Below are 12966 nucleotides of genomic sequence, written 5' to 3'. Positions count from 1 at the left end.
TAAATGCACCACAAACGTTTGGACGACCGACATTCGCTGATGAAAGTGATGGATATTAAAGCAAAGGGAGACAGTGTATTTTACACTTGTCTCCTCTCTCATTTGCAGAACCATATGATTCATCCATTGAAAATTGAACATTTGCGAAGCTCTGTTTACCTCATTCATTGCAACAACCGATTATTTATCATAAAAGGGTTTGATTCGATTCAAACGTTGAACAATCAAAAAGAGTTGACTCGACAATTAAAAAAGAACGGGTTTATCCATACGTATTCATTTTTGGAAGATCTAACCGCATTGGAATATGGCGGTCAAGTATTCGGAGCAATCGAGTACATTCAGCCGTCATCGGACCGTTTTCATTTTAGTAGTGAAAAAAATCGCCTCGAAGGATTAAGTGTACTTCATACGTTTCATACCAGTACCGACCCAAACTTAACGAATAAACTCAGTTCTTTTAATCAAATTGCTAAATGGGAAGAGCGATTGGGGATATTTTGTAAATATCAGCCGATTATCCGCGAGTTTGTTGCTGAACCAATATTATCTAGTTGGATCAATTGGGCCAAATGGGCATTGGCAGGCATGAAACAACATAAAACAGAGCTGATGGCTGAGAAGACAGTCATCATTCATGGCGATTGTGCCCACCATAATTTTTTAAGAAAGCAGGATGGAGAACTTGCCCTTCTTGATTTTGACCTAATTGCTTACGCGCCGCCGTCAATCGATTATTTGCAGTATTGCAGTCGAATCTTGCCTTTTTTAGTGGACCCGGCAAAAGAGCTATGGTCCTATCCAGAAATAGAAACATACAAAGAGAATAAAGCGTTTTTATATGCACTTACGTATCCGACTGATATATTTCGTGAATGGAATCGTCTGTGCAAAAATCAAGTTTCCCATCATTCAGCACAGCTGCATAGGATATGGAAGATGACGATCGAACAATTTGCGAAACGGATGAAATTCAATGAAGAGATTGCTAGTCTAATCGAATCGCTTTGACAAGTTTCCTCTCGTCTGGGCGCAACTGACAGTGTAAAAACCTCAACTGAAATGGAAACTAATGTAGAGCATACGCTCATTCCATTTTAGGAGGTTAACAAGTTGGTGCAAAAAAAAGTACTCGTTCTCCCATGTGTCGTTTTGCTTGCCGGACTCGTTGGTTGCACGGCTAATAATCAGGCTGGGGATCAGAATCAAGAGGATGTTCTAAATACGGGCGGCTATGATTCGAACGAAAAGGATAATTTAGTCCGGCAAATTACGTATCAAGCACCAATTGGACAGGTGGTACACGATTATAACGAAGCCAATCAAATTCAAGACAATCTAACGAGAAATGGCGAAAATCCCACCATACCAAGATCAGAATATGGAAATGGATACCTATTTCAAGAGCGCAATTTCAGTCAGAAAGATCGTAATTACCATGGCCACATCACCCCACTAAGGACGAAGTCGTCGTATTACAATGCGTATGAAGGAAGGCTTGTCGACGCCATCATGAAAAAAGCAAACAAAGTCGATCATGTGAAAGAATCATGCGCGATTGTCAGAGATCAAGAGCTCATTGTGACATTATTGCTTGACGATTATTCGAGGGATGCGGCAATTGCTGCTAAAGAAGAAGTAGAAAGTAGGGTCCAACCGATGGCTGGCAATCGTACCTTGTATGTTCTAACTGATCAAGGAGTTTATTATCGCACAACAGTGCTTGATAATAAACTTCGTGGTGGTGGACCAAAAGAACAGGTCATCTTGAACGTGGAAAATATGATGGAAACTTTAGGGGTACATGAGAATCATTTGAAATAATTTCAGAAGGGTCTGATCTCACACTCTATATACCGTTTATTATGTCTTATACACGTCATATAAACGATATATAGTAGCTGTGGGGCCAAACCTTTTTTTTGAACAGTTTTTTTATGAGTAAAATCCCTTTTACTGGCCAAACTATGGAATAAAAGATTCCACTTCGGCTAAAAGAGGTGATAGTAGTGAAATTGAAATTTGTCTTTCTTTCTATTCTTTTAACAGGAATCGCTTGGATCGGATCTGTTTCATCGGCAACTGAGCAAACATCCGTGATTACGCAAGCTTTGGAAAGAAAGGTCGTATTGCAGCGAGTGTATTTAGACGGTGAGATGAGTGAAGAGACGCGTACAGAGTCTATTTTAGCAATGGAGGACTTCTGGGCGGAATATGCAGGCTGGCAGCTCGTTGACCAAAATGATGAAGAAATCATTTTGAAGAAAAACGAGTCTGATATATCGCCGTTACTCAAGTCAAATGGTTTTTTTGGAATAAGTGAAGATGGAACATTTTCTATTTTCAACGGCAAGCCTGAGGAACAAAAAATCATTCAATCCTTTTTTCATATTGATATAGAGCAGTTAGAAGTGAAAATACAAGAAGAACTCGTCCAAGGCATTCCCATTTTGAATAAGAATCAGTACGAAAAGGTGCTTGAAGTGTACAAGTCATATTCTCTTCCAAGTGGTGAAAAGTGAAAGTTTCTATTTATTCAATAAAGTAGGCATGTTTCGTTTAAGGAAAGGGAACGAACATGTCTGTTTGTGTTGTTTTTTTTAAAAATACATATTGCGATCTTGATAGCGATCATTTCTCTGTCTTGTCCGTGTTTTTATGGTAAAATAGGAGATAAAGCAAATTCAGGGAGCGAAGAGATTTGTATGATTATATAAAAGGTACGATTGATTATATTGGACCGGAATACATAGTAGTGGAAAATGGGGAGATTGGCTATCAAATTATGACGCCCAATCCTTTTGTCTTTTCATCAAGGGAAAAAGAAAAGGTGCAGATTTTCCTCTACCACCACGTCCGTGAAGATATCGCCGCGTTTTACGGCTTTGAAACGCGTGAGCAAAAAGCATTGTTCACAAAATTGTTAAATGTAACGGGAATTGGACCAAAGGGGGCGCTTGCGATTTTGGCTTCTGGCCAAGTCGAACAAGTGGTACAGGCAATCGAGAATGAAGATGAAGCCTTCCTTGTGAAATTTCCGGGTGTCGGCAAGAAAACAGCACGCCAGATCGTTCTTGATTTGAAAGGGAAGCTTGAGAATATCATACCTGATGCTTTTCCAAATCTTTTCAATGATGGCCATGCTAAAGCTGTAAGAGCAGCTGGTTTCAGTGAAGCGTTAGAAGAGGCGACACTTGCATTGAAAGCACTCGGGTATTCCGAGAAAGAAGTGCAGCGGGTAGCGAAGAAGCTTCTGGACGAGGAAATGACGACAGAACAATATATTAAAAAAGCATTGCAAATGATGTTAAGATAAGGGGTGGCGAACATGGAGGAGAGACTGCTCAACCAGGAAGCTGAATTGAACGAACAATCCTTTGAACAAAGCCTCAGACCTCAATATTTAAAACAATATATTGGCCAAGAAAAAGTAAAGGCGAATTTAAGTGTTTATATAGAAGCGGCGAAAATGCGCGAAGAAACTTTGGATCATGTTCTTTTATATGGACCACCTGGACTTGGGAAAACAACCCTTGCTGTGATCATTGCCAATGAAATGGGTGTGAATGTCCGGACAACATCAGGTCCGGCGATTGAAAGGCCTGGTGATTTGGCGGCGATACTGAGTGCGCTTGAGCCAGGTGATGTCTTGTTTATCGATGAAATCCACCGTTTGCCCCGTACTGTTGAAGAAGTGTTGTATCCAGCAATGGAAGATTTCTGTTTAGATATCGTCATTGGAAAAGGGCCGACTGCTCGTTCTGTAAGAATTGACTTGCCGCCCTTTACGCTTGTCGGAGCAACGACTCGGGCAGGCTCCTTGTCTGCACCATTGCGAGATCGTTTTGGTGTATTAAGTAGGCTTGAATATTACACGGAACCACAGCTTGCGGATATTATCGTGCGGACTGCTGTGATTATGGAAACAGAAATGGATCAACAAGCGGCAGGGGAGTTAGCACGGCGCTCTCGCGGTACGCCTCGGATTGCTAACCGATTGCTTAGACGGGTCCGGGATTTTGCCCAAGTCCGTGGAGATGGTACAATTACACGTGAAATGGCCGATTATGCACTTGAATTAATGCAAGTCGACCGTTTAGGCTTGGATCATATTGACCATAAATTACTTAAAGCCATTATTGAAAAATTTCGCGGTGGCCCCGTTGGTTTAGAAACGATTGCAGCGACAATCGGCGAAGAATCCCATACGATTGAGGATGTGTACGAGCCGTATCTCCTGCAAATCGGGTTTATCCAACGAACGCCAAGAGGTCGGATTGTGACAGAGCATGTCTACAGGCATTTTCAGATTGAGCCATTAGTTGAGTAGATCCAGCCGATTTATATTTAGGTATCTAGAGAATGATTTAATGATTTAGGAAGTGAAAAAGTTGAAAGTAGATTTATTTGATTTTCATTTACCAGAAGAATTGATTGCACAAGTTCCACTTTTAGACCGTGAATCAAGCCGATTAATGGTGCTGAATAAAGAGACTGGTGAGATCGAGCATGAAACATTTAAGCAAATCACAAACTATTTGAACCCAGGAGACTGCCTCGTATTGAACGATACGAAAGTTCTTCCAGCAAGATTATTTGGTAGTAAAGATGGTACAGGTGCGAAGATAGAAGTACTTCTGTTAAAGCAGCAAGATAATGATTCATGGGAAACACTTGTTAAGCCAGCAAAACGGATTAAAGAAGGGTCTGTCATTGTATTCGGAGATGGCAAGCTTAAAGCCGTTTGCACAGGTGTGCTTGAGCATGGCGGAAGAATCCTTGATTTTAGCTATGAAGGGATTTTTTACGAAGTGTTGGATGAGCTTGGTACGATGCCGTTGCCGCCTTATATTAAAGAACAACTGGATGATCAGGACCGCTATCAAACCGTCTTTGCCAGGGAGCGGGGATCAGCAGCAGCTCCTACAGCTGGACTGCATTTTACCGAGCAACTTTTGGAAAAAATCAAAGAGATGGGCGTTCATGTTGCGTTTATCACATTGCATGTCGGGTTAGGTACATTCCGTCCAGTGAGTGTTGACGATATCGACAACCATGATATGCATTCGGAATTTTATCAAATGACGGCAGATACAGCACAGATTTTGAATCAAGTTCGTTCAGATGGTGGAAGGATTATTACAGTCGGTACTACGTCAACCAGAACACTGGAAACGATCGCATCGCGTCATGATGGTGTTTTTCAAGAAGAAAGTGGTTGGACGAGTATCTTCATTCACCCGGGTTATGAGTTTAAGGGGATTGATGGCATGATTACCAATTTTCATTTGCCAAAATCAACACTGATCATGTTAGTCAGTGCGCTGTCTAGTAGAGAACATGTGTTACACGCCTACGAAACAGCCGTTTTAGAAAAGTACCGCTTTTTCAGTTTCGGCGATGCGATGTTGATTATCTAAAGTGAAACGACCATCAGTCGAGGGATTACAGCCTGTTAAACCGGGATAAAAATTTTAAAAAATAAAGGAGTTCTTGCTTTTGACTGCAATACGTTACGAACATATTAAAACTTGTAAACAAAGTGGTGCGAGACTAGGAATTGTTCATACACCACACGGTTCTTATGAAACGCCAGCATTTATGCCAGTAGGAACGATGGCAACTGTAAAAACGATGTCACCAGAAGATTTAAAACAAATGGGTGCCAATATTATTTTAAGTAATACGTACCATCTATGGCTACGTCCGGGTCATGAAATTATTAAGGAAGCGGGCGGCCTGCATAAATTCATGAACTGGGACCGTGCTATTTTAACCGACTCTGGCGGATTCCAAGTATTCAGTTTAAGTGACTTCCGGAAAATTGAAGAAGAAGGCGTTCATTTCCGAAATCATTTGAATGGGGACAAGCTTTTCTTAAGTCCAGAAAAAGCGATGGAAATTCAAAATGCGCTCGGCTCTGATATTATGATGGCGTTTGATGAATGCCCACCATTCCCGGCAACTGAAGAGTATATGAGAAAATCGGTTGAACGTACGTCGCGTTGGGCTGAACGTTGCTTAAACGCTCACGAGCGTCCACAAGATCAAGGGTTATTCGGAATCGTCCAAGGTGGCGAATACGAACACTTGCGTAAACAAAGTGCAAAGGATCTTGTTTCACTAGACTTCCCTGGCTATGCAATCGGTGGTTTATCTGTTGGTGAACCGAAAGATATTATGAACCGTGTGCTCGAATTTACGACACCGCTATTGCCGAGTGACAAGCCTCGTTACTTAATGGGTGTTGGTTCACCGGATTCATTAATTGACGGTGCGATTCGCGGGGTTGATATGTTTGACTGTGTCCTGCCAACGAGGATTGCTCGTAATGGAACTTTAATGACAAGTACTGGTCGGTTAGTTGTGAAAAATGCGAAGTATGCGCGTGATTTCGGACCAATCGATGAAAACTGTGATTGCCATGTTTGTAAAAATTACAGCCGTGCCTATATTCGTCATTTAATTAAATGTGAAGAAACGTTCGGAATTCGATTAACTACTTACCATAACCTTCATTTTCTGTTAAACTTAATGGAGCAAGTCAGACAAGCGATCCGCGAAGATCGATTGTTAGACTTTAGAGAAGAATTTTTTGAGCAATACGGTTTTAATAAACCAAATGCTAGGAATTTCTAACTCAACAAAATAGATATTATTCAGAAAGGAGAGATAGTATGCAAGGTCTAGGTGGAATATTACCATTAGTATTAATGTTTGTTCTGTTTTACTTCTTATTGATTCGTCCAAACCAAAAGAAACAAAAAGCGGTTAATTTGATGCAAACAAGCTTAAAAAGAGGGGACAAAGTCGTAACAATCGGCGGCCTCCATGGGACAATTGATAGTATTGAAGATGCAACAGCTGTCATTAAAGCGACAGATGGAAGTAAACTGAAATTCGAACGTTCTGCAATCCGCGAAGTAAAGGAAAGCGCTCCGGAAAAAGAACTCGTATAATCAAAATAATGAAGACAAAGGGTCAGACCCCGCACGCTAAAATCAGTATGTACATAGATTGTATACTGTATTTACTTATTGCGGGGTCTGACCCTTTTTGGTTTGCGTATCATGTTTTACGTTTGTGATGAGCTCATATTCACCCCAAGAACGCCGCCCATCATCGCAGTCACAACGAAGCAGCCTTGATGAATCCATTGCTTCAGGGAGAATAGTGAGTCATGACCAAGATATTGGAACATTAGAATAATCAGTACATAAAGCACGCCTGTGCCACTTCCTAACAGCAGTCCTTGTTTTTTCCCCTTGCCACCAGTAACAAAACCACCAATAAACAATGTGATAAAAGAAAGCGCCATAATAATATAAGTGAGTGAACTTTCCGTAACACTCGTAAACCGCAGAATCATTGCAAAAATGAAGCTGAAAAGAATGATTAATGTAAATATAACGCCCACTCCATACAAAATTGCAGTCCCCATTTTTCTCGTTTCGATTGTATTCCTCCCCTTTCATAATCGCTCAAAGTCTAATAGGCTTGGATGTCTTTGTACAAGCATATTCGCGTGTTCGGGGTTTTAGACCAAGTGAAAAGCGGGTCCGCCAGATAAGGTGAAACTTCCATAAGTGGGGGAGTAGCCTTGCTAAACCGGGGTAAAATGAAGAATATTAAACAAGGTAAATAATTTCCTTATATTCGGTTTATCCTAAAACGGATTGGGGGAGAAACAAATGCATGATTATATCGAATTAAGTGTAAGGACCCTGTTTCTTTACATCGTCATCCTGATTATTTTTCGTATGATGGGTAAAAGAGAAGTGGGGGAGCTTAGTGTACTAGATTTAGTCGTATTTATCATGATTGGGGAAATGGCAGTCGTTTCTATTGATCGATTGGATCAACCGATCATGTCCACGTTATTACCAATGATGATTTTATTGATCACACAAATCACGTTTGCTTATTTTTCATTAAAAAGTCTAAAATTCCGAAATATAGTAGATGGATCCCCGACAGTCATTATTAGCAAGGGAAAAATTAACGAAAATGCCATGCGGAGTCAGCGCTATAATTTCGATGATTTACTGGCACAGCTAAGATCACAAAATATTATTAATATCGGCGATATTGAGTATGCCATATTAGAAACAACTGGAGAGCTTTCTGTCATTGAAAAGTCTAAAGTCAAGAAATCACAGAAAACGGGTCCTTTTCCACTCGTTTTAGATGGCGAATTACAAGAAGACAATTTGACTTATATTAATCAGACGCCCGAGTGGCTCAGAAATGAGCTTAATAAAAAAGGATACACGGATCTTAAGCTCATCTCATTTTGTAGCTATACGGATGGTCAATTGTTTATTGATGAAAATAATAGCCCGGAGCTTTAGTTAGCGCCAGGCAAGTTTGGCAAGCATATGACCAATAACCGGAATCCGCTGGAGTTCGGTTTTCTTTATTTCACCAAGGAGCAAGAGGAGGATACCGAATGTGACAACCATATTGATGCATGAAATCAACAGTCTTGGTAACAAAGGCTGGGAGGCGAATAGGGTAAAATAAGAATAATGTCCACAAAATCCTGAGAGCAGTGTAATCAATACGGTCGATGCATATAAACGAAGATGGATCGTAACCGGGATGATTTTTAAAAGAGTCGTGAAATGTAGGAACGTGACTAATACAGTGCCCACGGCAATTCCAATAGCGGCACCCATGATGCCAAAGCTCTCCTTAGAAGCAAGAAACCAAATGGCAGCAATTTTGATGACTGAACCAATTAAACTATTTACCATCGCTGCTTTTGCTAAATTCAGTGCCTGAAGCATCGACTGCAGTGGCGTTTGAAAATAAAATAAAATGAAAAACGGAGCTAAAAATTTAATAAAAACAGCCGCATTATCAGATCCGTACATAATTTGTAAAATTGGTTCTGCGAGGACAAATAAAACGACTACAGCTAGGGCACCTGTTATCAAAGTAATTCGGATCGATTGTTGAAGTCTTCGCTCAATTAATTTGGTATCACCAACCGATTGGGCTTCACTAATCGATGGAATAAGTGATGTTGCGAGCGACGCGGTCACGAAAGATGGCAGCATTAATAATGGCAGGGCATATCCTGTTAGTTCGCCATATTGCTTTGTAGCCACTGATGCGGTTAATCCGGCAATGGCAAGGCTTTGGGCAACGACAATTGGCTCAAGAAACCAAGCAACATTGCCGATAAAGCGGCCTCCAGTATTCGGTAGGGCAATGCCCATTAATTCTTTAAACGTACTTTTTCCAGATGAAAAAACGGAAAAGAAATTTTTGCGCATTTTAAAATGTTTCTTTATTTTAAACATCGTAAGTAAATAAACGAGCGAAACGAGTTCACCGATAATCGAAGCAAACATCGCGCCAGCTGCTGCATATTCAATCCCATATGGCAGAAACGCTTTCGTCAAAACGGCAATGAAGGTAATTCGGGCAATTTGTTCAATCACTTGCGAAAATGCGAACGGCTTCATATTTTGTTTGCCTTGGAAATAGCCACGAATCACCGATGAAATGGCGATAATCGGCACAATGGGTGCAATCGCCATTAGCGGCCATACCGTGCGCTCATCTGTGAAAAGCTGCTGACTTAGCCAAGGAGCAAGCAAAATCATGGCTGGTGTGAAAATCAGTGATAAAGTGAGCGTGCAAGCAATTGAAACAACAAGGATTTTCTTTACTTTTCGTTCATCACCCTTGGCATTCGCTTCTGCGACATATTTCGAAATCGCAACAGGTAAGCCAAGTTGCGTAATATTGACGACAAGGAACAGGGTCGGAAGTGCCATCATATATAGACCAACGCCCTCTTCACCGATGAAACGGGCAATGACGATTCGATTAATAAATCCCAGAATCCTCGTAATCAAGCTCGCACCAAGCAAAATGAGGGTTCCTTTTAAAAATTTCGACATGCGATTCATCCCTGCCTTCTCAAAAAAGCTAATATCATATACAATTATCTATATGAAAATGTGGACAAAGCATGACTTAGTCTTCTAAAAAAAAGCCTAGGAAATTAGAAAAAGCGAAGGAAAAATGAACCCAGTGGAGGCGTCTTTAATGGAAAAACAACATCCTTATCAGCGCTATTTTATAAAAGTGAAGCCTGTTTTACGTAACAAAGTGGAAGAATTACGGCTGCTCGGTTTAGATGACGTGAACGAAGATGAAGTATGGGAATGTCTTGTATTGAAAAAGTGGAAGAAACCGGATGCAGACATACGTATTTATGAAATTGTCCAAGACATTTTGACTCTCTCCAATAGTCAATTCATGACGTATAAAACGATAGAAGCTTATACAGCGCCCAATTTGTTTGAGGATTTATCAAGTGAAGAGTTGAAAGAGTTGCTCAAAGGTTAATGTTTTGTAAAAGGGATAAACTTAAATTGACAGTAGTTTGTAATTGTCTCATAATAATGGTGTTGCAATTATTTAGAAATTTTAATAGGAAAATATGGCTATAAGCCTATTTTCTTATTAGGTATGTTATACGCTTTTCATCAAACTCAGAACAGGATGAAACTTGTTCGATAGAACCCGTTTCTTTTGTAAGGATGCCGATCATACCGAACACTGAAACTTTTGGGTAAGGCGTGTAAAAGAAAGGGGTCCACAAATCAATGGTAAAAAGAAGTAGAATCGTTGCGTTTTTTCTCATCTTACTATTCATTATCGCGACGATGGGCACAACTTCAAAAGGAATCTTAAGTAATATTAAGCTCGGTCTTGACCTGCAAGGCGGTTTCGAGGTTCTGTATGAAGTAATACCAGGTGAAAATCAAAAAGTTACTCCAGATGTACTAAGTAGTACTGTAGAGTCTTTAAACCGACGAGTAAATGTTCTCGGCGTTAGTGAGCCAGTTATTTCGATTGAAGGGAATAATAGGATTCGCGTGCAAATACCTGGTGTTGAAGACCAGAGTAAAGCTCGAGAAATTCTATCGACTCAAGCGAAGCTCTCTTTCCGCGATTACAATGATACATTGATGCTAACTGGTTCCGATTTAAAAGAAGGCGGTGCAAAGCCAACTTTTGATGAAAATAATACACCAGCTGTATCTGTCACGTTAAAGGATAAAAATAAATTCAAAGAAGTGACGCAAAAAATTTCAGCCATGCCTCAAGGTACGAATCTTTTAGCAATCTGGCTTGATTTTGAAGAAGGAAAAGATTCCATCAAAGGAAATCAGGAGAATATGATTTCCGCACCTGCTGTTTCCCAAGTATTTAGTACAGATACTGTTCAGATTACCGGGAACTTCACAGTGAAAGAATCAAAAGAACTAGCTGATCTATTAAATGCAGGTTCCCTGCCAGTTGAATTGAAAGAAGTGTATTCAACTTCAGTTGGCGCACAGTTCGGTGAGCAGGCATTAACTGAAACCATTTTTGCTGGAATCATCGGCATTCTGCTTATTTTCGTATTCATGTTAGGCTACTACCGCTTCCCAGGTTTCATTGCGGTTGTGACCTTAGCTGTTTATATTTTCTTAACATTACTCGTGTTCGATTGGATGAACGCAGTATTGACATTGCCAGGTATTGCTGCCTTGATTCTCGGGGTCGGAATGGCAGTGGATGCGAATATTATCACATATGAACGAATTAAGGATGAAATCAAACTTGGCCGCTCGGTGAAAGCAGCAGTAGCTGAAGGGACGAAAAATTCACTTAGCACGATTTTTGATGCGAACTTAACGACGCTAATTGCTGCAGGCGTATTGTTCTTTTATGGGACAAGCTCAGTTAAAGGATTCGCAACAACGCTGATCATCAGTATATTAATGAGCTTTATCACAGCGGTTTATGGAACACGTTTCTTCATGAACATGTGGGTGAACAGCAATATCTTTAACAAGCGCCCAGGCTGGTTTGGTGTGAACAAGAAACATATTCATGATCTTGCTGAAAAAATGGATCTATATCACTTGCCAACTCGTTTTGATAAACTTGATTTTGTTAAAACAAGAAAAATATTTTACGGGCTTTCAATTGGTGTGACCATCATCGGTATCATCTTCCTGTTTGTTTTCGGCTTGAATCTTGGCATTGATTTCAGCAGTGGTACGCGTATTGAAGTGACTTCACCTCAATCGTTAACAAAAGAAGAAATCAAAGGCGAATTTGATTCTCTCAAACTGAAGACTGAAGACATTGTCCTTGCTGGTGTAAATAATCAAACAGGTGTTGTCCGACTAAAAGGGGTTCTCGATAAACAAGAAATTGCTGACTTAAAGAGCCACTTCGTGAAGAAATATAAAGCTGAGCCGAATGTTAGCACTGTTTCCCCGACAGTCGGTAAAGAACTTGCGAAAAACGCCATGTATGCGGTTCTGATTGCGTCGCTTGGTATCATTCTGTATGTTTCTGTTCGGTTTGAATGGAGAATGGGTGTACCAACGGTCATCGCGCTCCTGCATGATGCCTTTTTCATCATAACCATATTCAGCTTATTGCAAATAGAAGTCGATCTAACCTTTATCGCAGCCGTACTGACGATCATCGGCTACTCGATCAATGATACGATCGTGACCTTTGACCGGATCCGGGAAAATCTGCGTCATAAGAAGAAAATTAAGACAGTGGAAGAACTTGAAGAAATTACGAACATCAGTATCCGCCAAACATTAACACGCTCCATCAACACCGTATTAACCGTACTTGTTGCTGTTGTCGCATTGTTAATCTTCGGCAGCGATGCTATCCAAAACTTCGCACTTGCACTCCTTATCGGAATGCTTTGCGGCGTATATTCTTCGCTCTTTATTGCTTCTCAGTTCTGGCTTGACCTGAAAGCAAAAGAATTGAAGAAAAAAGGAACACTCAACACGGAAAAAGCGAAAAAAGAAAATTTAGAAGGACAAGTATAAAATGAAGGACCAGCGATTGTGCTGGTCCTTCATTTTGTTTTCGTCGTGAATCGATCGAATAGGGCTGCGGCACGCAAATCGTAAATCGCGC

At 40.6% G+C, this 12966-nt stretch carries 13 protein-coding genes; 11 read left to right on the top strand and 2 right to left on the bottom strand.

What is annotated here, in order from left to right; all coding sequences use genetic code 11:
* Nucleotides 1-3 precede the first annotated feature (3 nt).
* The 8 genes from AC1MGI_RS19560 to yajC all read left to right on the top strand — a co-directional run bounded on the left by AC1MGI_RS19560 (nucleotide 4) and on the right by yajC (nucleotide 6959).
* On the top strand, nucleotides 4-1011 hold the full coding sequence (locus AC1MGI_RS19560) for a phosphotransferase (RefSeq protein ID WP_480347177.1): 1008 nt from the start codon (nucleotides 4-6) through the stop codon (nucleotides 1009-1011).
* A gap of 105 nt (nucleotides 1012-1116) precedes the next feature.
* Complete coding sequence (locus AC1MGI_RS19555) at nucleotides 1117-1824, top strand: YhcN/YlaJ family sporulation lipoprotein (RefSeq protein WP_480349885.1); 708 nt, start codon at nucleotides 1117-1119, stop codon at nucleotides 1822-1824.
* Between the two features lie 185 nt (nucleotides 1825-2009).
* On the top strand, nucleotides 2010-2522 hold the full coding sequence (locus AC1MGI_RS19550) for a BofC C-terminal domain-containing protein (RefSeq protein WP_480347175.1): 513 nt from the start codon (nucleotides 2010-2012) through the stop codon (nucleotides 2520-2522).
* A 179-nt stretch (nucleotides 2523-2701) separates the two neighbouring features.
* Nucleotides 2702-3316: a Holliday junction branch migration protein RuvA gene (ruvA, locus tag AC1MGI_RS19545; RefSeq protein ID WP_062177247.1), complete on the top strand. Its 615-nt coding sequence runs from the start codon at nucleotides 2702-2704 to the stop codon at nucleotides 3314-3316.
* A gap of 12 nt (nucleotides 3317-3328) precedes the next feature.
* A complete protein-coding gene (gene ruvB, locus AC1MGI_RS19540) occupies nucleotides 3329-4330 on the top strand; it encodes a Holliday junction branch migration DNA helicase RuvB (RefSeq protein WP_480347172.1) in 1002 nt (333 codons plus the stop codon).
* Between the two features lie 61 nt (nucleotides 4331-4391).
* Nucleotides 4392-5420: a tRNA preQ1(34) S-adenosylmethionine ribosyltransferase-isomerase QueA gene (queA, locus tag AC1MGI_RS19535; RefSeq protein ID WP_062177252.1), complete on the top strand. Its 1029-nt coding sequence runs from the start codon at nucleotides 4392-4394 to the stop codon at nucleotides 5418-5420.
* A gap of 79 nt (nucleotides 5421-5499) precedes the next feature.
* On the top strand, nucleotides 5500-6639 hold the full coding sequence (tgt, locus tag AC1MGI_RS19530; RefSeq protein WP_480347170.1) for a tRNA guanosine(34) transglycosylase Tgt: 1140 nt from the start codon (nucleotides 5500-5502) through the stop codon (nucleotides 6637-6639).
* A gap of 38 nt (nucleotides 6640-6677) precedes the next feature.
* Nucleotides 6678-6959: a preprotein translocase subunit YajC gene (yajC, locus tag AC1MGI_RS19525; RefSeq protein WP_480347168.1), complete on the top strand. Its 282-nt coding sequence runs from the start codon at nucleotides 6678-6680 to the stop codon at nucleotides 6957-6959.
* A gap of 116 nt (nucleotides 6960-7075) precedes the next feature.
* Here yajC and AC1MGI_RS19520 read toward each other — a convergent pair whose 3' ends face one another.
* The gene (locus AC1MGI_RS19520; protein WP_480347167.1) at nucleotides 7076-7441 is read right to left on the bottom strand and encodes a TIGR04086 family membrane protein; all 366 of its coding nucleotides are present in this window, start codon (nucleotides 7439-7441) and stop codon (nucleotides 7076-7078) included.
* Between the two features lie 250 nt (nucleotides 7442-7691).
* On the opposite strand from AC1MGI_RS19520, the gene AC1MGI_RS19515 reads away from it, so the two are divergent.
* Nucleotides 7692-8351: a DUF421 domain-containing protein gene (locus AC1MGI_RS19515; RefSeq protein WP_480347165.1), complete on the top strand. Its 660-nt coding sequence runs from the start codon at nucleotides 7692-7694 to the stop codon at nucleotides 8349-8351.
* Here the strand turns inward: AC1MGI_RS19515 and spoVB are convergent, their stop codons facing one another.
* Nucleotides 8352-9914: a stage V sporulation protein B gene (gene spoVB / locus AC1MGI_RS19510; protein ID WP_480347164.1), complete on the bottom strand. Its 1563-nt coding sequence runs from the start codon at nucleotides 9912-9914 to the stop codon at nucleotides 8352-8354.
* A gap of 148 nt (nucleotides 9915-10062) precedes the next feature.
* Here spoVB and AC1MGI_RS19505 point away from each other — a divergent pair, with 148 nt between their 5' ends.
* Nucleotides 10063-10365, top strand: a complete 303-nt coding sequence (locus AC1MGI_RS19505; protein ID WP_480347163.1) for a post-transcriptional regulator — start codon at nucleotides 10063-10065, stop codon at nucleotides 10363-10365.
* 260 nt (nucleotides 10366-10625) lie between these two features.
* On the top strand, nucleotides 10626-12875 hold the full coding sequence (gene secDF, locus AC1MGI_RS19500; RefSeq protein WP_480347161.1) for a protein translocase subunit SecDF: 2250 nt from the start codon (nucleotides 10626-10628) through the stop codon (nucleotides 12873-12875).
* The last annotated feature ends 91 nt before the right edge of the window (nucleotides 12876-12966 follow it).

This window comes from Peribacillus sp. BM1, from assembly GCF_056679975.1.
This window is presented reverse-complemented; position numbering and strand designations above follow the sequence as displayed.